The 20,658-nt window shown below is 62.7% G+C and carries 23 protein-coding genes; 2 read left to right on the top strand and 21 right to left on the bottom strand.

All coding sequences use genetic code 11. The annotated features are described in order from the left end of the window. Positions 1-262 precede the first annotated feature (262 nt). Positions 263-478: a hypothetical protein gene (locus AC0L18_RS07885; protein ID WP_473491455.1), complete on the top strand. Its 216-nt coding sequence runs from the start codon at positions 263-265 to the stop codon at positions 476-478. On the opposite strand, the gene AC0L18_RS07890 is transcribed toward AC0L18_RS07885, so the two are convergent. The 19 genes from AC0L18_RS07890 to AC0L18_RS07980 all read right to left on the bottom strand — a co-directional run bounded on the left by AC0L18_RS07890 (position 475) and on the right by AC0L18_RS07980 (position 19,160). Next, positions 475-1,509, bottom strand: coding sequence for a class I SAM-dependent methyltransferase (locus AC0L18_RS07890; RefSeq protein ID WP_473491457.1), 1,035 nt, complete (start codon positions 1,507-1,509; stop codon positions 475-477). The genes AC0L18_RS07885 and AC0L18_RS07890 overlap by 4 nt on opposite strands. Beyond that, complete coding sequence (locus AC0L18_RS07895; RefSeq protein WP_128172221.1) at positions 1,506-2,495, bottom strand: GNAT family N-acetyltransferase; 990 nt, start codon at positions 2,493-2,495, stop codon at positions 1,506-1,508. Before AC0L18_RS07895 ends, AC0L18_RS07890 begins: the two co-directional genes overlap by 4 nt. 9 nt (positions 2,496-2,504) lie before the next feature. Then, positions 2,505-3,569, bottom strand: a complete 1,065-nt coding sequence (locus tag AC0L18_RS07900; RefSeq protein ID WP_036262374.1) for a glycosyltransferase — start codon at positions 3,567-3,569, stop codon at positions 2,505-2,507. Continuing rightward, complete coding sequence (locus tag AC0L18_RS07905; RefSeq protein WP_473491458.1) at positions 3,566-4,417, bottom strand: PIG-L deacetylase family protein; 852 nt, start codon at positions 4,415-4,417, stop codon at positions 3,566-3,568. Before AC0L18_RS07905 ends, AC0L18_RS07900 begins: the two co-directional genes overlap by 4 nt. A 7-nt stretch (positions 4,418-4,424) precedes the next feature. Next, positions 4,425-5,357: a glycoside hydrolase 5 family protein gene (locus AC0L18_RS07910; protein WP_023801253.1), complete on the bottom strand. Its 933-nt coding sequence runs from the start codon at positions 5,355-5,357 to the stop codon at positions 4,425-4,427. Next, positions 5,350-6,111 carry a TIGR04290 family methyltransferase gene (locus tag AC0L18_RS07915; protein ID WP_473491460.1) on the bottom strand — a complete coding sequence of 254 codons (762 nt, stop codon included), beginning with the start codon at positions 6,109-6,111 and terminating at the stop codon, positions 5,350-5,352. The genes AC0L18_RS07910 and AC0L18_RS07915 overlap by 8 nt, the downstream gene beginning before the upstream one ends. Positions 6,112-6,113: 2 nt before the next feature. Continuing rightward, positions 6,114-6,920, bottom strand: coding sequence for a sugar phosphate nucleotidyltransferase (locus AC0L18_RS07920; RefSeq protein WP_473491461.1), 807 nt, complete (start codon positions 6,918-6,920; stop codon positions 6,114-6,116). Further along, entirely contained in the window at positions 6,920-8,035 is a 1,116-nt protein-coding gene (locus tag AC0L18_RS07925) for a CgeB family protein (RefSeq protein WP_473491463.1), read from the bottom strand. The genes AC0L18_RS07920 and AC0L18_RS07925 overlap by 1 nt, the downstream gene beginning before the upstream one ends. Positions 8,036-8,048: 13 nt before the next feature. Then, positions 8,049-8,645, bottom strand: a complete 597-nt coding sequence (locus AC0L18_RS07930) for a histidine phosphatase family protein (protein ID WP_473491464.1) — start codon at positions 8,643-8,645, stop codon at positions 8,049-8,051. Further along, positions 8,642-9,745 (bottom strand): inositol-3-phosphate synthase, encoded by a 1,104-nt coding sequence (locus tag AC0L18_RS07935; protein WP_473491610.1) that lies wholly within the window; start codon positions 9,743-9,745, stop codon positions 8,642-8,644. The genes AC0L18_RS07930 and AC0L18_RS07935 overlap by 4 nt, the downstream gene beginning before the upstream one ends. A gap of 161 nt (positions 9,746-9,906) precedes the next feature. Beyond that, positions 9,907-10,056, bottom strand: coding sequence for a hypothetical protein (locus AC0L18_RS07940; RefSeq protein WP_202363653.1), 150 nt, complete (start codon positions 10,054-10,056; stop codon positions 9,907-9,909). A 159-nt stretch (positions 10,057-10,215) separates the two neighbouring features. Then, complete coding sequence (locus AC0L18_RS07945) at positions 10,216-11,262, bottom strand: UDP-glucuronic acid decarboxylase family protein (RefSeq protein ID WP_473491466.1); 1,047 nt, start codon at positions 11,260-11,262, stop codon at positions 10,216-10,218. 23 nt (positions 11,263-11,285) lie between these two features. Then, positions 11,286-12,395 carry a CgeB family protein gene (locus AC0L18_RS07950; RefSeq protein ID WP_473491467.1) on the bottom strand — a complete coding sequence of 370 codons (1,110 nt, stop codon included), beginning with the start codon at positions 12,393-12,395 and terminating at the stop codon, positions 11,286-11,288. Continuing rightward, positions 12,392-13,486, bottom strand: coding sequence for a CgeB family protein (locus AC0L18_RS07955; protein WP_473491468.1), 1,095 nt, complete (start codon positions 13,484-13,486; stop codon positions 12,392-12,394). Before AC0L18_RS07955 ends, AC0L18_RS07950 begins: the two co-directional genes overlap by 4 nt. Continuing rightward, positions 13,483-14,613, bottom strand: coding sequence for a CgeB family protein (locus AC0L18_RS07960; RefSeq protein ID WP_473491469.1), 1,131 nt, complete (start codon positions 14,611-14,613; stop codon positions 13,483-13,485). The genes AC0L18_RS07955 and AC0L18_RS07960 overlap by 4 nt, the downstream gene beginning before the upstream one ends. A 2-nt stretch (positions 14,614-14,615) precedes the next feature. Next, a complete protein-coding gene (locus AC0L18_RS07965) occupies positions 14,616-15,716 on the bottom strand; it encodes a glycosyltransferase family 4 protein (protein ID WP_473491470.1) in 1,101 nt (366 codons plus the stop codon). Next, complete coding sequence (locus AC0L18_RS07970) at positions 15,701-16,993, bottom strand: TIGR04295 family B12-binding domain-containing radical SAM protein (protein WP_473491471.1); 1,293 nt, start codon at positions 16,991-16,993, stop codon at positions 15,701-15,703. The genes AC0L18_RS07965 and AC0L18_RS07970 overlap by 16 nt, the downstream gene beginning before the upstream one ends. Then, positions 16,990-18,057 (bottom strand): NAD-dependent epimerase/dehydratase family protein, encoded by a 1,068-nt coding sequence (locus tag AC0L18_RS07975; protein ID WP_473491472.1) that lies wholly within the window; start codon positions 18,055-18,057, stop codon positions 16,990-16,992. Before AC0L18_RS07975 ends, AC0L18_RS07970 begins: the two co-directional genes overlap by 4 nt. Continuing rightward, complete coding sequence (locus tag AC0L18_RS07980) at positions 18,054-19,160, bottom strand: NAD-dependent epimerase/dehydratase family protein (protein WP_473491473.1); 1,107 nt, start codon at positions 19,158-19,160, stop codon at positions 18,054-18,056. The genes AC0L18_RS07975 and AC0L18_RS07980 overlap by 4 nt, the downstream gene beginning before the upstream one ends. A 248-nt stretch (positions 19,161-19,408) precedes the next feature. Between AC0L18_RS07980 and AC0L18_RS07985 the strand changes: the two genes are divergently transcribed. Further along, entirely contained in the window at positions 19,409-19,678 is a 270-nt protein-coding gene (locus AC0L18_RS07985) for a hypothetical protein (RefSeq protein WP_027153502.1), read from the top strand. A gap of 112 nt (positions 19,679-19,790) precedes the next feature. Here the strand turns inward: AC0L18_RS07985 and AC0L18_RS07990 are convergent, their stop codons facing one another. Both AC0L18_RS07990 and AC0L18_RS07995 read right to left on the bottom strand, forming a co-directional pair. Continuing rightward, a complete protein-coding gene (locus tag AC0L18_RS07990; protein ID WP_473491474.1) occupies positions 19,791-20,387 on the bottom strand; it encodes a response regulator in 597 nt (198 codons plus the stop codon). Position 20,388: 1 nt separating this feature from the next. Further along, a complete protein-coding gene (locus AC0L18_RS07995) occupies positions 20,389-20,586 on the bottom strand; it encodes a hypothetical protein (protein WP_473491475.1) in 198 nt (65 codons plus the stop codon). Between the last annotated feature and the right edge of the window lie 72 nt (positions 20,587-20,658).

Raw genomic sequence — 20,658 nt, forward strand, 5'->3', positions numbered from 1 at the left:
TAACGAATCAGTCCCTTCACCAGTGTGGTGACGGCAATCAGAGTTTGCAAGGATTCGCGCGTCCTCACAGTCAGCGCCGTCCCCTTGCACAGCCCGTCCCTTGCACAGCATTGTGTATCGAAGCTGCTGGTCTCGTCGGGGAAGCCTATGCTTTCCCCTCGGGTCCTCCCGGCGCTGTTGCCGGGTGCGCTCGACATTTCGACTCTCGTGACCTCGACTGGCCACTGGTCATGATTGGCGTTTGCGGTTGCAGCAGTCAGTCTTGGGAGAGACGATCTGCGGCGTGATACTGATCGGAGTTGATCCGATTGCCATCGAGCCGGCGTTGCTCGGTGAGCTGCTTCCCAGGCTCTGCTGGACAAAGCAAAGCCGCGTTTCCTTGACCTTGTCCTTGGCCAAATCGGTCATCGCGCCGACCGCCGGAGCCTTTATCTTGACGGCAGAGGTGATGTCTATCTTGCCGCCGGATGCCTTCTAGTCCTCCTTCGGATTGTCGGCACTCACAGGTGCCCTGTCTGTTTGGTGCGCCTGTCTCTTTGACGCCCTCGTCTCTTTGACGCCCGAACAATCATTGCGCCGTAATGTTCCCTCGGATGCCACAAGAAGAAAGGCATTGCCGTCCCACAGCCGGAACGGCTTCGCGCCGTCAGCCACGACCTGCATGCCATGGGCTTCGGCGAGGCGGTGAACATCGGCACGATCCAGCGCCGTCGATCCGCGATAGGAGTAATTCAGAAGTGCTGCCGCGCCTGACGGTTTCAGAACACGCGCAATTTCCTCGAAATACCGCTCCGCCAGGCCAGCCAGCACCAGGTAGGGGAAGCTGTCGACAGCCAGCACGCAATCGAAGCTTGCGTTGGTAAAATCGGCGAGATCGAGACCAAAGGTCGGCCGCAGATCCACATTGCGCAGCCCGGCACATCGCCGACGAGCGACCGAAATCATCTCCAGGGATATGTCGATGCCGACGATCCGGTGCGCGGCATCCGAGAGCGCGCTTTCGAAGCGGCCGATGCCACAACCAATGTCCAGTATGTCCTGGTCGGGGCCGGTGAAGCCTTGCCGCTGCAACCATGCGACGATCTCGTCGGTGGCGGCGGTGAGTTTCTCCTCGTCTCCCAGCGAAGACAGTTGAACGCTCGCCGCCTGGGAAATCGTCGCCGCGGCATCAAAGCCGGCGGCCAGCCGCCTGACGACCGCGGCGTCAGTTTCCCATTCATCGCGTTCGTGGCGGACGGCGGCACCTGTTTGGCGCAGCGTGGTGAAGATGTCAGGCCTGTGACGAAGCAGATCGGCGATCCGCTCCAGTCTGTCGCGTTTTCGCAGGTCGGCTGAACGCATCTCCAGCGCCACATCGGCCAATTCTGCGGCATCGACCCCGGTCTCGAAGCGCAGCGCCAGTCTGGCAATGATGGCGTCGACGCAGGCGCCGTCGGCCATGCACTCCTCGATCAGCATTTTTGCGGTCGATGCCGCCTGGGGCGATGGCTTTCGTCCGGTGGCGCTCATCGAGCCATGCTCCGCGTCCAGACCTTTCGCATTGTCCATTGGTCGACGGCCCCCCAGCCATACTTGTAGCTCTCCTGGCCGCGCAGAAAATCGAACTCCCGCGCCCCTTCACGAGCCGCTTCGGCAATCGCGTGACCGATCAGGATTGCGCCGGGACTTTCCTCGGCATAGGCCGGATCAAAACCGCCAAGGTAGGCGTAGGCGCGGTGGCGATGATGAAATCCGTAATAGGCGCCGACGACCGCATCGTCGATGGCAACAAGCCAGCATCGGACAAGACCCTGTGCGGCAAGCATGGGAAGCGCCTGCCGATGGAATTCTTCTGCAGCCGGATCGGCCAGGACGCCGTCGCCGCGCCCGGCCCAACGCGCGCCGTGAAGGCGGATCAGGTGATCGAAAAACGCTTTGAGATCGGCCTGCGCCGGTATGATGGAGACGCAGCCGCGCCGGCGTGCGGCATTGTGCGCGCGGCGCAACTGGCGTCTTCGCCGCGCCGGAATGCAGACCGCGAGCGCATCGTCGCCAGCGATCGGCAGCACGGGACAAGCGGCGTGGTCGACCGGTTGATCCGCCTCCAGCGCAGGGTGCGCGATAGTGAGACCGGCAGCACCGGCCGGCAGGTCCGGTAAGATCCATTGCGACCAATTGATCGCCAGAACCCGGTCGGCGATGACGGCGGCGACAGCCGCTTCGATGCCGGGGCAACACAGGACATCCAGGTAGTCGCTCAACGAAATCCCAACCGGAAGCAGTCTCGACCCGCAAGTTGCGTGTTCCAGGTAAAGCGGTGCCAATCCCACCAGATCGTCGCCTCGCCAGACGGCGATCGTCGCCAGCTCTCCGGGCGCGAATGCGCGCCACCACGGCACCAGCCAGGCGGGGCTTTGGAACGGCGTCGCTGTCCGGCTATGCGCCCACAGCTCCCGCCAGCGCGGCGCCAGCGCCTCAAAGGCGGCCGGATCGTCGATGATCTCGGAGCGGAGCATGAAAGCCGCTCACTGCACCGCCGCCAGGCGCCTGCGGCCGGCACCAAGCCCTGCCAGCGCCTGGTAGGCGTCCATGTAAGACGAAATCATTTGGTCGAGCGAAAAGCGCCGCCGCGCCTCGGCCCGGCATGTCTCGGCATTCAGGCCGGAGGCTGCGACGATGGCCTCCGCCATCTCATGGATGTCGTTGACCAGAAAGCCCGTCTTGCCGTGTTCGACCACATCCGGCAGCGCACCGTTTGGAAAGGCGACGACCGGCGTGCCGCAGGCGAGAGCCTCCATCGCGACAAGCGAGCTGGTTTCCGCGGCAAGGCTGGGAATGACCAGGCAGCGGGCGGCGTTGAGAAAGTGCCGCTTCGCGACGAAGCCGAGCGGACCGAGGAAGCGGCGGCGCTGGTCGAGGCGCGGCTGGACTTCGTCACGAAAGTACAGCGTGTGCGTTTCGTAAGGGTAGACCTTGCCGCCGATGATCAGCCGCACGCCAGCCTGTTTGGCCGCGTCCAGTGCCAGGTGGATGCCCTTTTCCGGGCAAATGCGGCTGAGCACCAGCGCGAAGTTGCGCTTGAACTGCCGACCGCTCAGCGCATCGATATCCACGCCGTTTGGAATGGGTGCCAGCAGCCTGGCACCCGGCGGCGCGGTCCTCTGTTGGGCCATCGAGACGGCGTGAAGCCATAGATCGTCGCGGACCGTGCGCAAGGCATCGGCGGGATACCAGTCGAGCGGCAGGTGCAGGCTTACCAGGGTCGGGCCATCATCAGGCAGATAGGCATCAAAATCGATGCCGTGCAGATGAACCACGTCGATCGGCCAACGGGCGCGTGCGACTTCTATCGCGGTGCGGTGAGAGCGCTGTGCGCGTTTCTTCGCCGCATCGTCGAGCACACCTGGTTCAGCAGGCGTCTCGATGAGCACGCCCGCCGCTTTCGAGCCCTGGCAACCGATCACGATGGAAGCGTGTCCCGCGCGCACGAGTGCCTGGTCGAGCATCGACAGCACCTGCTCGGCACCGCCAACCGCATCCGGGCCGACTGGCGCGAGAGGGTAGGCGACGTTCAGGACGGTGAGGGTCATGGCCGGTCGAGCCCAAGCTCCTCATGCGCAGCGGCCGCGGCGTGAAGCCAAACCGCCGGCTCGAAGCCGAGCGGCAGCGCCTCGTAATAAAGCCTGCCGCTGTTCGGCAGCGCCAGGAAATCATAGGCAGGCGCCACCCGGAAACGTTCGATGCGCGCCGTGAACGGCGCCAGCGTCCGTTGCTGTGTCCGGTGGCAGGCCAGCATGCACTGCTTCCGTTCGAAAGCCGCTTCCGTAAGGTGCAATTCGATGCGCTCGCTGCCGGAATGACTGTTGAAATCCTGAAGGACCGCACCCTCAGGCCCGGCCGAATAGAACGCCATTTCGACGATGGCCGGTGCCTGGCGTCCGTCGCGGCGCAGCAAATGGCAGGCCGCATGGACGGCAAAGGCGGTCGCGTCATGATCGGGGTGACCACCTTCATAAGGATGCGTGCAAACGAAGCTGACATCGCGCTCGGCCAAAAGGCCGGTCAGTTCCCGTGCGAGCGAGCCAAGATTTCCGGCGGCCTGCTTGTCGGGATAACCGAGGCTGATCAGGGCCGTCGACGGCAATCCCGCTGCCGCTAGCACCGCCTCCAACTCCCGATGGCGGGCCTCGGCATAGTCCTGCCACGTCTCGAAGCCGTATGCTCGCGCGTCTTCAAGGTCTCGCGGCGCGCCATCGGTGACATGAACGATGCGAGATCCGCGCAAGCCGGCAAGATGCCCGCCGATGCCGATGGTTTCGTCGTCCGGATGCGCGACAACGATCATGATCTCAGCACCGTCTGAACGGTGCGGAGCAGCACCCAGCAACAAGGCCGCGAATTCGGCAAGCGGTCCGGATCTGCCAGCTGCGTGTTGCATGACACACTCATGCTGCCGAAGCCCGCACCGCTCTGACCGGCGAGGCAGCCATGGCGGGAGCATAGCGGCGGGTCATCGTCGCGCAAAACTCCGCAAATTCCTCCGGCACCAGCGGCGGACTGGTGTGATGCGGCATCACTCCGCGGTGCTCCGGCGTGAAGCAGAAGGTGATGGTCACGTCGAAATCGGCAAGTGCTTCCATCTGCCGGTCGTACCAATCCAGCGCATTCGGCCTGAAACTGTCGGCCCAGGAAAGCCCGGTGCGCAGATTGGTGACGCCCAGCCGTTTCATCCAGGCGACGGCGTCGTCCAGCCGCGGATCTTCAAAGTGGAACCATTGCACCAGCCCCATCCCGGGTAAGTAACGCAGGAATTCTTCGAGCGCGGGTTTGGGCGTGCCATCTTCGCGGAGCAGGCCCATGTAGAAGTGGCGGTAGTAGGAGGAGCCTTCGGCCTCGCGATGACGCGTCGTTGCCCCCCATTCGCGCGGAAGATCGTAGAGGCTGTACCATTGCACGCGCGAGGCATTGCCGAGCAGCAGTTCGGCGCTCCGACGCAAACCCCAGAGCTGCACCTCCTCCGCCCCGAAGCTCGACACGCCAACTTCGCTGACCCATACGGGAAGATCGGTAACGGTCGAAATCTCGCCGATCTTCTGCGGCCATTCCTGAATCTGCCAGAGATTCCAGTCGAGTGGGAAACCATGCACACCGACGGCATCGACATGATCGAGCACCCCGTATTGCTTCATGAGCGCCATGAAATCGGCATCGATCGGCGAAATGCCGCCCAGTATCCTGGTCACGGCCGGGTTTGCCGATGCGATCGCATCGGCGGCCAGTATTGCCATGTTGGCGAAGCGACTCCAGTCGGGGTCGAGTTCGGGATCCCAATGGGATTTGTTGTTCGGCTCGTTCCAGATCATCGCAGCTTCAATCATGAAGTGGTCCTTTCGACGGGTAGACGGCGCCGCCGCAGGCCGGCTCACCGGCGGCGCCGCAGAAATAAACCTCTTGCTCCGGGTGCAGCACGATCTCGAAGCCGGCGCTGCGCAGCATCGCCTCTGTGCAGGCGCGATTGGGAATCCACCAGTTGGTCGGGTCGTCGGCATAGCGATGCTCGATGAAATGCAGCTTCGGAAACTCCGGCCGGTCGAACAGATCGTGGGTCCAGAAAGGATAATTCTCATCGAGTGCAGGCAGTTCGATGCTGCCGCGCTGCATGGACTGGAAGATCATCAGGTCGCCCGCAACGTGCTCCCGGATCAGATCGAGAGCGAGCAGCGGGTGGCGCAGGTGATAAAGCACGCCCATGAACAGGACGATGTCGAATTTCTCCCGCAGGGCGCCAACGTCGTAGACCGAAAGCTGCTGGAATTCGATGTCGCAGTCAGCGATTTCGGCGGCGAAGCGCGCCTGCGCCAGATAGGCTTCATCGAAGTCGATGCCGAGGACGCGGCCGGCGCCGCGTCGCTTCATTTCGATCGAGTAGAAGCCGGCGTTGCAGCCTATGTCGAGCACGGCCTTGCCGGACAGATCGGCAGGAATGGCGTCGGCGAACTTGCGCCATTTGATCAGCGGATAATTGCCGAGGAAATGGTCGGGGGCGGTTTCGACGCCCGCCAGTTCCATGTTGTGGAACCACGGGCCAAGGGCATCGATGCGGCGGCGGATTTCGGCGTTCGAATGCAGCATGGCTAGCCTCCTTCGCCTGGATGGCTTGGTATCTGCGCTTGCCCCGGCAGCACGAACATGAGGTTTTTCGTGTCCTCCAACGGAGTGTCGTTGTTCTCGAGCAGCCGAAGTGCGGTGCGGTAGCCGTTGAACGTGCCGACGTCGACATAGGCGGTGCCTGCCTTGACGCCGCAAGCCTCACCGCCGGCCGCCAGATAGGCGTTGATAAGGGTGCCGACATATTCGTCGCTTTGATCCCGCTCGCGCCAAAGCGCGGCAAGCTGGTGAAGTATGCGGCCCGGCATCTTGAAGGCCCCCCAGATCCAGTTCGATGCAGCGCCTTGTTGCTTGACCTGGATCTCCTTCACCCGGTCATCCCCGTCGAGAACGACGGCATCGAAGAGTTCCGGGTGATCCACCGGGAAGAGCAAAAACGACAGCCGGTCGTCCGGCAGGCGGCAAAAGCCATCTTCCGGAAACCAGATCGTGTCGGGCAGGCCGACCAGAACCGTCTCGTCCGGCGCGACCAGCGGCGCGGCGCGGAAGATCGCGTCGCAAAGACCGACGGGGTTGGGCTGCACGACAAACAATGCGGCGGCGTCGCCGTAGCCGGCGGCGTAGTATTCGAGAATGTCTGATTTTCCCGATCCGATGACGAAGCAGATCTTGTCGACACCGTTGCGCACCATGCGACGCACCAGATACTCGCTCACCGCGCAAGGACGCTCGGTCTGGCCGTCGATGCGGCTGCCGACCGGCAGGAGCTCCTTTGAGAAGCCGAGCGGTTGAATGCGGCTGCCGCGGCCGGCGGCGGGCACGATGCCCAACATCAGATTGCTTCCTTCAACGGCTCGCCCGCCGCCAAGCCCTGTCCCAAGCCCGGCAATGAATCGGACAGGAGGCGGTCCAGTTCCCTGGCGCGCTGCGCAGAGGTGTGTTCGTCCAACACCCGCTCGCGCGCCCGGCGCCGGATGGCGTCGACTTCGCTGTCAGGCAAGCCGACTGCCGCGACCACGTCGTCGGTGCTGTCCGCCAGGATGATCTCGCTGCCGGGCTGGAAAAAACTGCTCAGCCCGGGCCAGGTGTCGCTCACGATCGCCGCGCCGCAGGCTGCCGCCTCGAACAGCCTGCCCGAAGGACACCAGCCCCTCTTGGCCATCGCCTCGCGCGTCACGTTCAGCGTCAGGCGCGATGAGCAGAAGAAGGCCGGATGATCCGCAGGCGGAAGGTGCCTGACAAAGAAGATGTTTTCGCCCCACGGAAATTCATGCGGATATTGGGCGCCGCCGATGACGAAACGGCGGTCCGGCAGGCGCGCTGCCGTGCGGACCAGCAGCTTTTCGACGCCGGCCTGGCGATCGGCCGCATACGTTCCGAGATAGGACAAATCCCCGGCGAATTCAGCCCGGGGCTGGGCCGGCCGGTGTCGGTCGGGATCGACATGGCCGTAGAGAGGCAAGACTCGGCGGGCGCCCAGCAGCGTTTTCAGCGCATCGATTGCGGTTCCCCCCGTATAACTGAGGGCGAGGTCGAAATCGTGAAGGCCATCGGGCCCGTAATAGGCCGGTCGTAGACCTTGTTCTATCCGGGCGAGCGTGACGGGGGTGTCGAGATCGTAGAAAACCTTCAGCCCGCGACAGGCCTGCTGCGCCAGGCGCGATGCCTCCACGGCGTCGGGGCAATAGGACGTGACGATGACGACGTCGGATTCCCCGATAGCCTGTTCCGCGACATGGCGAATGTCCTCCCAGTCCGGATAGAGAACGACATTGCCGCCATCGAGATGGTCAAGATCGCGTGCGCCGGCATAGTACGGGGTATTGCGTTCGAAAAAGCTGACCGACCAGCCCAGGCGACCGAGCGCACGGATCAGCCCGCGCCACAGCGTCGCGTGTCCGTTTCCCCACGAGGAGGTGACGGTGAGACCGAAAATGACCATACGCATCCGGCAGTCCTCGTCAGGCGGCTTCGTTCAGTCGGATCAGCTTGGAGCCCCAGTCACCGGACACGACCGTGGTGATCGAAGCGGGGTCGATATCGAAGCGAAAACAGTCTCCCAGCGGCAAGCCGAGCACCTTGCAGACGGCGGCTTTGATCACGTCGGCATGGCTGACCAGTGCCACGGACTGGTTCTGGTAGAGTTTGCGAAGCTGCTGCATCAGCGAGACGACACGTTGCTGGACGTCCAGCATTGTCTCGCCGCCGGGCGTCCTCGCCTGCTGGCGTTGACTGTTCCACGTCAGCCAGTCGGCGTCCTGGCTCAACTCTTCGAAGGTCTTGCCCGACCACGCGCCGAAGTCGATCTCATCGAGTTCCTCGCGGATTGTAATCTTCTCGCGATTGCAGGCGATTGCGATCGGTTTTGCGGTTTCCAGTGTTCGTTCGCGCGGGCTGCAACAGATGGCCGCCAGCGGCCGCGCCGCCACGTGGCTGGCAAGGCGCGATGCTTGTGCCCTGCCGGTTTCGCCGAGGCAAACTCCAGCCATGCGTCCGGCAAGATAGTCGCCGACATTGTCGTGCGCCGCATGGCGGATCAAGAAGAACGTCGTCGTCATTCCGCGGCATCAAGCATCGGCTCGTCCCTCCCGGCGATGAAAGACAGCGTGCGCAGGCGTGCCTCGGCATCGGTGAACTGCTCGGGCGGCGACTTCATGAAATAGCTGCAAGGGCCGGTCAGCGCCCCCGCGATGCCGCGGTCAAGCGCCAGTTTGGCGCAGCGGACAGCGTCGATAACGACTCCGGCCGAGTTGGGCGAATCCCATACTTCCAGTTTGAGTTCTGCATTCAGCGGCACGCCGCCGAACGTCGTGCCTTCAACGCGGATGTAGGCCCATTTTCGATCGGTGAGCCAGGGCACATGGTCGCTGGGGCCGACATGGATGTTGCCGGCCTCCAGGGGGACGTCGAACTGGCTGGCTACGGATTGTGTCTTGGAGATTTTCTTCGATTCCAGCCGCTCGCGTTCCAGCATGTTGAGGAAATCGGTGTTGCCGCCGAAATTCAGCTGGTAGGTGCGGTCGATGCGGACGCCGCGCTCGCGGAACAGATTGGCAAGCAAGCGGTGGACGATCGTCGCGCCGACCTGGCTTTTGATATCGTCGCCGACCAGCGGCAGACCGCGCTGTTCAAAGCGCCGGCGCCATTCCGGCCGCGATGCGATAAAGACCGGTATGCAGTTGACGAAGGCGCAGCCGGCCTCGAGCGCGCACTCTGCATAAAAACGCGTGGCTTCTTCGGAGCCGACCGGCAGATATGAGACCAGTACGTCGGCGCCGCTTTCCCGAAGCAGCGCGCTGACATTCGCGACCGGCTCTTCTGCCTCCTCGATCGCATCGCGCAGATATTTGCCGATGCCGTCAAGCGTCGGTCCGCGCTCGACGCGAACGCCGGTTGCCGAAACATCGGCAAAGCGGAAGGTATTGTTGGGCGCATTGTATATGGCTTCGGCCACATCACGCCCAACTTTGCCCTTGGCGACGTCGAAAGCACAAACCACCTCGATATCGGCGACATGATAGCCGCCAAGATCAGCATGCATCAGGCCCGGTATCGGCTCATTGCCTCTGGCGTCCCGATAATATGAGAGGCCCTGGACAAGGGAGGATGCGCAATTGCCGACGCCGGCTATTCCAATCCGTACTTTTTTTGATCCCACGAAACTGCCGCCATCGCTGTTGAAGGTAAGTTCCTCGCGCCGAACTGTCAGCTGCCAGGAATGTTCCTTGCGACCTGGAAAAATCACCAACCTCTTCGGATCAAAGCTGCGCCCTGTATTTTGCGTTGCCTGGGCCGATCGAAGCCTGAGCGACGCGAGCCTCAATCGAGCGTTCGCAGCATATCCGCTTCTTTTTCCAGGATGGAGGCCACTTCCTCGCGCTCAAGATGCGTCATCATCAGGCTCACACAGCATTCGAGATAGGTGATCGAGGCACGTCTCAGAAAGGCAGCCGCTTCCCGTTCTGCCATTTGCTCGATGTCCCTGGCGGATCGTTTTCGATGCACGGGTCCGTTCTCCCTGCCGATATTCGCCCAACGGTGAGCTAGACCGGATGTTCCCACAATGAGAAAAAGTGAAGACGCCTGTCGGGAGTCTCACCATGCCCGAGGGCATAGCTCTCCCCGACTTCAGGCCGGCAGGTTTTGCAGTCGGCTTGAAACGGACCTCACGCTTGTCGCAATTGGGGAGATTCGATCCTCGTTACGGCTGGCCTCGAGCTCCATGAAATAGCTGATCGTCTGCATCAGGCCTTGCTTGAGTGGCACCTTTGGCGACCAGTCGAGAAGGGCTTTTGCACGGGAAATGTCCGGTTGCCTCCGGCGAGGATCGTCTTGCGGCAGTGGCAGGAATTTGAAGGCCGAGTTGCTGTGGGTCATATCCCTCACCAATCCGGCCAGTTGAAGAACGGTGAATTCCCCGGGATTGCCCAAATTGACCGGTTGACTCGGATTGGGATCAACATCCATGAGGCGGACCAGACCCTCGACCAGATCGGAGACGTAGCAGAACGACCTGGTCTGCAGCCCGTCGCCGAAAATCGTCAGCGGTTTCTTCTCGAGCGCCTGCATCACCAGGTTCGAGACGATCCGGCCGTCGGCAGGATCCATCCGCGGACCATAGGTGTTGAAGATGCGCGCGACCCGGATGTCGGCCGTTTCGGTTCTCAAATAGTCGAAGCACAAGGTTTCGGCGGTTCGCTTGCCCTCGTCATAGCAGGCACGAGGACCAGTGCAGTTCACGTGACCTACATAGTCTTCCGTTTGCGGGTGCTGTTCCGGATCGCCATACACTTCGCTTGTCGATGCCTGCAGGAGGCGCGCATTGTTTCGGGCGGCAAGCTCAAGCAGATTGAGGGTTCCGATCACGCAGGTCCGCGTGGTGTGAATCGGGTCAGCCTGGTAGCGCGGCGGCGATGCGGCGCACGCCAGGTTGAAAATGCGGTCGACCGGCTCAGCAAGGTCCAATGGTCGGCAAATATCCTGCTCGATCAGCCGGAAACGAGGACTGTCCAGCATCGAGACGATGTTTTCCATCCGACCGGTAAGAAAATTGTCGACACAGATCACACGGCACCCGGCCTGAAGCAGTGTCTCGCAAAGATGCGAACCGAGGAAACCCGCGCCGCCGGCGACAAGCGCCGTTCTGGTCCGTTGTGTCCTTCTTGATTGCCGCATCTCTATTTTCTCCTGTCTGCCAGTCATGCTGCACTTTCGATGTTCAGATCGAGCGCTGGACGTGCCGATCTTGGCCGCGCCAGCAGCGAAACGAATTCGCGGGCTCTCGCGGCGCTTGTATGTGCCGCCAGGATCGTTGCACGCGCTCGCTTGGCCAAAGCAAGCCTGACGCGGTCGGATTGGCTGGACAGGATATCGATCACGTCTTCGGCTTGGCCCGCCGTGTTGATCGTGGCTGTCGGAAAGAAGCTGTCCAGACCGGTCCAGCGATCGCTGATGATCGCTGTGCCACAGGCAGCCGCCTCGAAGAGGCGTACGCTGGGAGACCACCCAGCCGCTATCATGGAGCTGCGCGTGACGTTCAACGTATAGCGCTGGCGGCTGTAGAACGAGGCGTGGTCCGCCGGCGGCAGGTGCTCGATGCGATCGACGTTGCTTGGCCAGACGGTCTCGGACGGGAATTGCGAGCCGGCCACGACGAAGCGACGGTCCGGCATGCGTCTTGCCGGTTCGAGCAGGAGAGCATCCAGCGTCGCCTGCCGGTCCGAGCTGTAAGTGCCGAGATAGCCAAGGTCCCAGCAGATCGGATCGGTCGTTCTGCGATGCCGCTCCGGGTCGACGGAGCAGTAGAGCGGCTCGGCGCACCGTGCACCGAAGTCCGCCGCCAATCGGGCGAGTGTTGGCCCGCCGGTGAACGAGAAATAGACGTCGAAATACGGGATCTGCCGCCGGCATAGGTAGTCGCAATCATCCGCGGCGAACTTGGCCAGCGTGACCGGCGTGTCGATGTCGTAGAAGCAGAACTGGCCCGTGCACAGGGACGCGACGATGTCGATGACGGCTCGCCCCTCCGGAACGAACGACCCGACCACTACGACATCGGCCTGTTGCAGACAGCCGGCATAGGTCCGACGAAGATCGTTCGTCGTTTCGTAGTAGCGCAACGTGCAGAAATCCGGGTCGCGCAGATCGCGATGGTTCGCATACCACGGCACGTCGCGCTCCAGGAAGGTGACGCGATGGCCGAGCTCGTGCAGGCCCTTCAGCAACCCCCTAAAGGTCGTGGCATGGCCGTTTCCCCATGAAGAGGACAACGACAGGCCAAGAAAGACGATGTCGAGCCGCTGGGTCATTCCGCTGCCTCCACGGTGGGGCGCTCGAAATGACGCCTGAAGACAGCGTCGGCGACAGCGGCCCTTAACGCATAGGTATGCTCGGCGAGAACACGCCGAAGCGCAGATGCGCCGATCGCCCTTGCCCGCTGGGGGGTGAGGGTGCGCAAGATCTCAGTGACATCATTACCATCGCGCGCCACCAGGATCTCTTCCCCGGGGGCCAGGAACAATTCGACGCCGAGCCAGGCATCGGTGATGAGGCATGCGCCGGCACCGGCAGCCTCGAAGACGCGCGTGGCAGGCGAAAAGCCGTTGGCGGCCATGCTGTCGCGGCTGATGTTCAGCACCGCCTTGGGGGTGACGTTGAACGCATTGTGGTCCCGCGTCCCGACGTGGCCGAGCCATGCGACATTTGCCGGCAGCTGCTTGTCACCCCAACCAGATCCGCCGAGCAGGAAACGCTGATCGCCCGAACGGTTGGCCGGATCGAGGAAGAAGGCTTCGACGCGTGCTTCACGGTCCGGCAGTCGGTTGCCGAGAAAGGCGAGGTCGCAGGCGAAACGCTTGTCCTTCGCGACCGGATGGTGCGTTTCGGGATCGAGCGCGTTATAGATCGGCACGCATTCGGCAGCCCCCAGCGCACGATAGGCCCAGACGACCGGATCGCCGCCGCCATAGGTGAGGACCAGGTCGATCTCCCGCAACGCGCGGTGCAGGGGGTGATCCGGCTCGTCGCGCAATTGGCCCAGAGTGGCCGGTGCGTCGACATCCCAGAACACTGTCAGCGCATCCGTCCGGGCGTGGTCGAGTACGGTGCGCAGCAGCGCCTCGTCTTCGAAGCCGACTCCGCTGGCCTTGACGACGATATCAGCTTCGCCTGCGCTTGCTGCCACCTGCATCAGCGCATGCGGGGTCGCCTCGTAGATGACGACGTTGCACCAATCCGGTGCCTCGATATCGCGGTTCTTCTGCCGGTCGTAGACGTCCGGTTCATAGAACGTGATCTCGTAGCCAAGTTGAGAAAGAGCCTTCAGCAATCCACGGTAATAAGTCGCCGCGCCGTTCCAATAGGACGACAGCAGGCTCGATCCATAAAATGCAATCTTCATGCGACTGTCTCCTCTTTGGCGATGCGATCGATGGCTTGGCGGTTGCCGCATTCGGCGAGCACGTCGAACAGCTCGTCCGCCCGGTGCCGGCAAGTGTGTCGCCTCCCGATGGTTTCGAGGCCGGATCTCACCAGGGAGGCGGCCAGGTCAGCATCGTCCAGCACGTCGCGAAGATGGCGGCACATCTCGGAACCGTCGCGCGCGAAAAGAAAGTCGATGCCTGGCCTGAAGAGTTGTTCGACATCGGCCCAAGTCGCCGAAACGAGCGGGATGCCACAGGCGAGCGCCTCGAACATGCGGATCGTCGGGATGCCGGGCAGGGTCTCCCGATATGGGCGCCGCGGGATGTGAACGGTAACGCGGTGGGCCGCGAATGCCTTGGGCACGTCGGCATTGGCAATCCAGCCTTCGTAACTCAGGCCGGCGGCGGCAAGATCGGCGAGCGCTTCGCGTGGATAGCGCACGCCATGAACAGTGCCACGCAGGCCAAGTTCTTCGACTGGATCGATCAGGAATTCCTTGATTTCGGCACTGCGCTCGTCATCGCCCCAGTTGCCGATCCAGATCAGGTCGGCTGTCGGGTCGATCCCCGGGTGCGGCCTGAACAGGCGCTCATCCGCCGCCTCGTGCCAGGTGAAAGCACGTTTGCCCCAGCCGGCGCGCAAATAGCTTTGCCGCAACGCCTCGCCGAAAGCCAGCACGCCGTCATATTGCTCCAGCCGCAGAGCCGAGATCGCCTGCGTCGCCGAGACGGCGCGATGGTGGGTGTCATGGAACAGAAGCGTGAAACCGCCTCCATTCGCCCTGGCCCTGCCGATGCGCGCGACAAGGTCCGGGTCGGTCCATTCGTGGACGATCACCACATCGGCGTCGGCAATCCAGCCTTCATGGTCGAAGGACGCGTCGTAGGTCACCGACATCAGCTCCGGAAAATCTTTTCTGAAGCGCTCGACCGCGTAGGGCCCTTTCTCTGCCAGCAGGTTCGAACGGCTCCAGCCGTCTGCTGGCTCCAGCGCGATCGCCTGGTGCCCGCGTGCAACAAGCTCCCGCATGATGCCGCGCAGGAAATGTGCGTTGCCGTGGTTCCAGTCGGAAACGGCCGAATGAGTATAGAACAGGAACCGCATTGTCAGCGTTCCGCAACGGCCAGGGCGGCCCGATCGTAGATGTCGTGCATGGCCGCCGCTTGCCTTGCTGGTGAAAACCTGCGGGCTCGGCGTGCGGCGGCTTCGCCGAGCCGGTGCCTGTGTTGGGCGTCGTCAGAGAGACAATCGATACACCTGGCGAGATCGCCTGGATCACGGACGTCGTAGAACATGGCCGCGCCATTCCACAATTCGCGATAGGTCGGGATGTCGGCAAGCACCAGGGGTGTTGCTGATGTGGCTGCCTCCAGTGCGGCAAGGCCAAATGGTTCATAAATGGAGGGCGATACGAAGATGCCGGCCCGCGCCATCAAGCGACGCACCTCGTCGTGGCAGACCGAGCCCAGAGCAACGACATTGCTGAAATTGACGCGTTGGCCATCGCCGCCCTCGATCGGCCCGGCAGCGAAGACTGGCCATTTCGTCAGCGCTGCTGCCTGGTCCAGCGTAGCTGCGTTCTTTCCTTCGTCCCACCAGCGCGCGGCGGCGAGAACCACCGGTTCGCGTCGCTCTGCCTTTGGACCCGGCCGTGTGCCGTTGCTGACAACGCTCAGGCGGGCGATCGGCCCGTAGCAGGCCTCGAGCATGTCGGCATGGCTGCGGCTGGGCGCGATTACCGCATTGGCCCCATCGAAACCGCGTCTGTTACGGTCCTTCTGCCAGGCCCATTCGCCGTCCACAGCCTGTCCCCTGACGGCGTGGAGCCAGGTCACGACGCATGAGTGCGAGACCGTCACGACCGGGCAGGGCAGATCAAGTCCAACGGCCTGTGTCGGCGCATTGAGATGGACGAGGTCGATCGCGTGATCGCCAACGAGCGCGCGCAGTTCCTGCGGCAACATTTCCAGATCGTTCTCATTGCGGGTCATCCAGTCCGGCGGTGTCTTGAGCCACGCCAAATCAGCGAAAGCCTGTGCCTCCTTCGCCTGCTCTTCGGACGGTTCCGGACCTAGCCCGGCGAGCACGATGCTGTCGCCGCCATGAGCCAACTCCCGCGCCAGATCGAGCGCGTAGCGCCAGACGCCGCCGACGGCATCGACGGTCATCAGGATTCGCCGCGGGCGGCGGATCAGTGACTGCAACATGTCGCCTCCAAATCGGCCAGCGCTCGCGGGCGCTTCTCCTGGATGTCGCTGAAGGTCCGGAACGAGGCTAGATAATGTTCGTGGGCGCGCTCCCAGGCGAGATCGTCGGGCTCGCCCCAAAGCTCGCGATAGCTGGGCGAACTGGGATAGGGATAGAGCGGCACCGGCTCGTTAGCCCAAACGCCGCGGTCAATGAGGTGCTTGCGCCAGTGGTCGACCAGAGCCGGATCGTCCTCGACGACGCCGATCAGATTGGCTTGGACGAACGGAACGTGACGTCGTGCATCGACCAGCAAAGCGGCCAGTTCCTCGGTGTCCAGCCGGCAACGCTTTGCCAGCATGGCCCGGCCTTCCACCGTCAGGCTTTCAAGGCCGGCTTCGATCGAAACGCAGCCGGCCGCACCAAGCAATTCCAGGAGCTCCGGCTTCCAAAGATCGATGCGGGTCTGCACGCCGAACTTGACGTCGCGATCGACCAGTGCCTCCAGCAGCGCCTTCTGCGGCAGGAATATCTCGTCGATAAAATAGATGTAGCCGACGCCTTGCCCGATCAGCAGATCGATTTCAGCGATGATCGCATCGTGGCTCCTGCGGCGGTAGGCGTCGCGGAAATCCATCTTGGCGCAGAAGCTGCAATTGTAGGGGCAGCCGCGAGATGCCTCGACCTCCGCGCCGAAACCCAGCTGATTATCATCGAATCGGTGGTGATGGTGCGAATGCGCGGCTATCCAATCGGACGGCCAGCTGAGCGGCGGATGATCGACAAACGAACTGGCGTGAACGCCGCCATTGCCGACAAGTTCTCCCTGGTCGAGATGAGCGGTGTGGGGCACGGCGCTCCAATCGTGACGGCGGGCGAGTTCTGCGACGACCTCTTCGCATTCGCCGCGCACGACGACATCGACGCCCAGCTTGCGCAGCGTCGGCGCCGGCGTCGCCGAGCCGTGCGGCCCGACAGCCACTGTGCGGCCGCCCCGCCGGGCGAGGCGGTTGAGGAAGTCGGCTGGTACACGCAGCTCGGGCGGCGCGCAGCGCCAAAACAAATAGGTCGGCGCCGTGCTGACGACGGTCATGGCCGGTGCGAAAGCGGCGACGCCATCGGCAAGTGCCGCGTTGTCGAGCTTCTGGATTTGCCCGTCCAGCATCAGCACCTGATGGCCGTCGGCCTCCAGCGAGGCTTTCGAGTAGCCCAATTCCAGCGGCAGATGTGGCTGGCGGCAGCCGAAATAGATGCTGTCCTCGTAGGTCCAGAACGGATTGACCAGGGCGACTTTCATGCCACGTACCTCGCTGGTTCAGGTTCGAGGCGATGACGCCGGAGCCAGTCGGCGAGATCGCGGACGCCGTCGCGCCAGGAGACATGCGCTTTCCAGTCGAGCGTCGCTTCTAACTTGCGGGTATCGGCGACAAAGAAAGGTTGGTCGCCGGTGCGTTCCCGGTCGTAGCGGATCGCGAGGCTCCGCCCGGTCAGCTCGCCGATCTCTTCGATCAGCATGCGCAGGCTGACGGCGTTGTCCGGTCCGCCACCGAGATTGAATGCCTGGCCCTTGATGTCGTCGATCCGGGCAAGTACCCCGCGATAGGCCGCAACGGCGTCGCTGACATGAAGGATATCGCGCACCTGCTTGCCGTTGCCGTAGATCGTGATCGGCCGGCCGGAAAGCGCGCTGAGCAGAAAATGGGCGACCCAGCCTTGGTCCTCCGTGCCGAACTGGCGCGGCCCGTAAATGCAGCTCATGCGCAGGACCGCGGTCGGCAGATCGTACGACTTGGCATAATCGAGCACATATTGGTCGGCCGCGCCTTTGGAGCAGCCATAGGGGGTGCAGAAATCCAGGCCGCAGGCCTCGTCTATGCCGTTGGCGCGGATGCCGGCATCGCAGGGCACGCACCGATCGTCCTCTTCGCGCACTGTGACATCGGGCAGGCCGCCATAGACCTTGTTGGTGCTGGCGAAGATCACGGGAATGCGTCTGCCGCTGCGGCGAGCCGCTTCCAAAACGTTGAAGGTCCCGCGCAGATTGATGTCGAAATCTTCGCTTGGCTGGGCCAGGCTCGTGGTGACGGCGGTTTGCGCGGCGAGATGGAATATCGCCCTGGCATGCGCCAAAAGCGGCGCCAGCACGTCTTCGTCCCGGACATCAGCGGTTTCCACGGCAAGTTGATTGCCGTGCTTCTGCGTCAGCCAAGCCAGGTTCTGGTCGACGCCCGGGCGGCTGAGATTGTCGATGACCAGCACCGGCACCCCATCCGACAACAGGCTGTCGGCGAGGTTCGAGCCGATGAAGCCGCTCCCGCCGACGATGGCAACCGGCGCTTCACGAAAACCGTCCGGCCTCATGATACCAGTCCCCGCTCTTCGAGTTCCCGTTTCATGTCGGCGCCGCGGTCGATGGCGACCGTGTTGCGCACCCATGCGACGAACTCGTCGAGTGAATCCTCCAGCCGGTGCTGCGGCTCGAAACCGAGCAGTTCGCGCGCCTTCGAGATGTCGGCGAAGCAATTGCGGATATCGCCGGCGCGCGCCTTGCCGAGAATTTCAGGCCGATGGTCCGGCACACCCATGGCGTCGGCGAGCAGCCGGGCGACCTCGCTGATCGCATAGGCCCGTCCGCTGCCGATGTTGATGACGTGGCCGCGCGCCTGGCGTTGTTCCAGCGCCAGGCGGAACGCGCGGGCGACGTCGCGCACATGCACGAAATCGCGTTTCTGCTCGCCATCTTCGAAAATCATCGGCCGCTGGCCGTTGGCGAGGCGTGAAGCGAAATTCGCCAGAACGCCGGTGTAAGGATTTGACAGCGCCTGTCCGGCGCCGAACACGTTGAACAGGCGCAGCGCCACCGCATCGACGCCATAGGCATCGCCGAAGATCAGCACGGCGCGCTCCTGGGCATATTTCGTCAGCGCATAGATCGAGGCGAGGTCGACCGGCTTTTCCTCGTCTGTCGGCAGCGGCGACAGGCTTTCATCCGCCGCCGACAGCGGATTCCATTGGCCGCTCTTGACGTCGCTGGCCTGCCGCCGTGCATTGTCGACGCGCCGACCGCCTGGCGTGGCATAGAGACCCTCGCCGTAGACGCTCATCGACGAGGCGACGACGATCCTCTCGACCGGATGCTTGATCAGTGCCTCGAGCAGGGTGGCGGTGCCGAGGTCGTTGGCGCCGACATAGCGGGCGATCTCGTACATGGACTGGCCGACGCCGACCTCGGCGGCGAGATGAACGGTGGCGTCGACGCCCTGCAGCGCCTCGGCGACGGCGGCGCGATCGCGAACGTCGCCTGTGATCAGGTCGGCTCCTGCCGGCAGGCTGATCGCCTCGCTGCCGTGCACCTGTTCCAGCAGCGCATCGAGAATGCAGACGGCATAACCATGTTCGACGAGTTCCTGGACGACGTGGCGGCCGATGAAACCGCACCCTCCTGTAACCAGTATGCGTTTCACGACAACTCCTTACGCAGTTGGCCTTGGCGCCCCGAACTGTTTGGCAAAAGGTTTGTTCCCTCTGCTTCAACAAAGATGGTTTGGCGAGGCTGCAACCTGAGGTGAACGCATGGCGAACGAGCCTTGGGCGATGCGCTGGAACATTGCAGCTTCTTTGGTGTTAGGGGCGGTCATCCGGTCCGTGGGCGGCCCGTGGGCGCAAGCCAGGAAGCCACACGCCTGCAAGGTCTGGATCAAAGGAGGTTCCAATGTCTGAATCGAAGACAACCACCAATCATGACGAGATCCGCCAATGGGCCGAAGATCGCGGTGGCCGACCGGCGGTTGTACGAACCAGGGGCGAGGGCGGCATCTTGCGGATCGATTTTGGCGAGCCCGAGGAGAAGCTCGAACCCATCGAATGGGATGAGTTCTTCCGGATTTTCGACGAGAACGATCTGACTTTCCTTTACCAGGACGAAACCGGCTCCGGAAAAAACAGCCGGTTCAACAAATTCATCGACCGCAAGAACGGCTGAGGAAGCTGCTACTCGGCGCTGTCGGGTAGCTCTTAGGCGCGCCTCGCGTTCTGATAGAGGACTTAACTATAGATGGCTGTTTTCGCCTACTTTTCGGATTAGAAAACCAATCTCAGTGCAGCAGGCTGGTTCCGCCCGATCCGGCAATGTTTCGCATGATGCCGTTCAGCCAGTCTTCGGTCGATACACCGGGCCGCCGCCTGTCGATCTCGCCGATGGCGCGCTCCAGTGTTCGCTCGACCAGCCGATCGGAAGCACCGACGTCGCCCAGAATCAGCCGCGCCGCGAGCCTGAGCTTCGGCAGAAGTGAAAACACGTTGTCCGACAAGTTCACGGCAGGGCGACCGGCAAGGGCGGATTTTTCCGGAGGGAACAAGGCGTCGAAGACGGCGTAGCTATCCGACGATTTTCGAAGATTGCTGGCGTGGCGGAGACGTTCGGGAATGACGATGTCCTCGTCACCGCTGAAAAAGACGAAGGGAACGCCGCGGCGCATCAGTTCGTCGGCGATCGGAAACACCCGCCGGCCGTTGAGATTGACGTCGAGGATCGCGGCCTCAGCCACCTCGGTATGCATGGAGGCGTGTTCGACCGTCGCCGCAGGGCCAAGCACGACCGCGCCCATATTGCCGAAATATCGTGCAAGATCGCCGGCCAATACCCAATCGTCTTCGACAATCAGGATGCGCACTCCTCGGAGATCGCGCACCTCATCGCCCTTTCTTCGAGCGGGATTTGCAAGTGTCCGCACGGGCCTGTTCGGAATGTTCCTGCAAGGCTGCCTGCAATCGCTTCGCCAAAACAAGCATGCGCGGCGGAATGGATTCGTTTCCCGGCAAACTCAGCAGATCCTCGAAGCGCAACGACGCTTGTCTTGTCAGCTTCAGCTCAGGTGTGCGCTTTGACATTGGAGTTCCACAATAATCCCGACTTTAACGCCGTCTGCACGGACTTGTTCCGGCCCTCGCGCACGTTATATG

Source organism: Mesorhizobium sp. WSM4819 (genome assembly GCF_055811215.1).

Excerpts from the sequence above, each read along its gene's own strand:
- AC0L18_RS07965 (WP_473491470.1), bottom strand. The coding sequence starts at position 15,716 with ATGTTGCAGTCACTGATCCGCCGCCCGCGGCGAATCCTGATGACCGTC.
- AC0L18_RS07945 (WP_473491466.1), bottom strand. The coding sequence starts at position 11,262 with ATGCGGCAATCAAGAAGGACACAACGGACCAGAACGGCGCTTGTCGCC.
- AC0L18_RS07940 (WP_202363653.1), bottom strand. The coding sequence starts at position 10,056 with ATGGCAGAACGGGAAGCGGCTGCCTTTCTGAGACGTGCCTCGATCACC.
- AC0L18_RS07930 (WP_473491464.1), bottom strand. The coding sequence starts at position 8,645 with ATGACGACGACGTTCTTCTTGATCCGCCATGCGGCGCACGACAATGTC.
- AC0L18_RS07970 (WP_473491471.1), bottom strand. The coding sequence starts at position 16,993 with ATGAAAGTCGCCCTGGTCAATCCGTTCTGGACCTACGAGGACAGCATC.
- AC0L18_RS07905 (WP_473491458.1), bottom strand. The coding sequence starts at position 4,417 with ATGCAACACGCAGCTGGCAGATCCGGACCGCTTGCCGAATTCGCGGCC.
- AC0L18_RS07915 (WP_473491460.1), bottom strand. The coding sequence starts at position 6,111 with ATGCTGCATTCGAACGCCGAAATCCGCCGCCGCATCGATGCCCTTGGC.
- AC0L18_RS07925 (WP_473491463.1), bottom strand. The coding sequence starts at position 8,035 with ATGCGTATGGTCATTTTCGGTCTCACCGTCACCTCCTCGTGGGGAAAC.
- AC0L18_RS07920 (WP_473491461.1), bottom strand. The coding sequence starts at position 6,920 with ATGTTGGGCATCGTGCCCGCCGCCGGCCGCGGCAGCCGCATTCAACCG.
- AC0L18_RS07955 (WP_473491468.1), bottom strand. The coding sequence starts at position 13,486 with ATGAAGATTGCATTTTATGGATCGAGCCTGCTGTCGTCCTATTGGAAC.
- AC0L18_RS07975 (WP_473491472.1), bottom strand. The coding sequence starts at position 18,057 with ATGAGGCCGGACGGTTTTCGTGAAGCGCCGGTTGCCATCGTCGGCGGG.
- AC0L18_RS07985 (WP_027153502.1), top strand. The coding sequence starts at position 19,409 with ATGTCTGAATCGAAGACAACCACCAATCATGACGAGATCCGCCAATGG.
- AC0L18_RS07995 (WP_473491475.1), bottom strand. The coding sequence starts at position 20,586 with ATGTCAAAGCGCACACCTGAGCTGAAGCTGACAAGACAAGCGTCGTTG.
- AC0L18_RS07960 (WP_473491469.1), bottom strand. The coding sequence starts at position 14,613 with ATGCGGTTCCTGTTCTATACTCATTCGGCCGTTTCCGACTGGAACCAC.
- AC0L18_RS07895 (WP_128172221.1), bottom strand. The coding sequence starts at position 2,495 with ATGCTCCGCTCCGAGATCATCGACGATCCGGCCGCCTTTGAGGCGCTG.
- AC0L18_RS07910 (WP_023801253.1), bottom strand. The coding sequence starts at position 5,357 with ATGATTGAAGCTGCGATGATCTGGAACGAGCCGAACAACAAATCCCAT.
- AC0L18_RS07950 (WP_473491467.1), bottom strand. The coding sequence starts at position 12,395 with ATGACCCAGCGGCTCGACATCGTCTTTCTTGGCCTGTCGTTGTCCTCT.
- AC0L18_RS07900 (WP_036262374.1), bottom strand. The coding sequence starts at position 3,569 with ATGACCCTCACCGTCCTGAACGTCGCCTACCCTCTCGCGCCAGTCGGC.
- AC0L18_RS07890 (WP_473491457.1), bottom strand. The coding sequence starts at position 1,509 with ATGAGCGCCACCGGACGAAAGCCATCGCCCCAGGCGGCATCGACCGCA.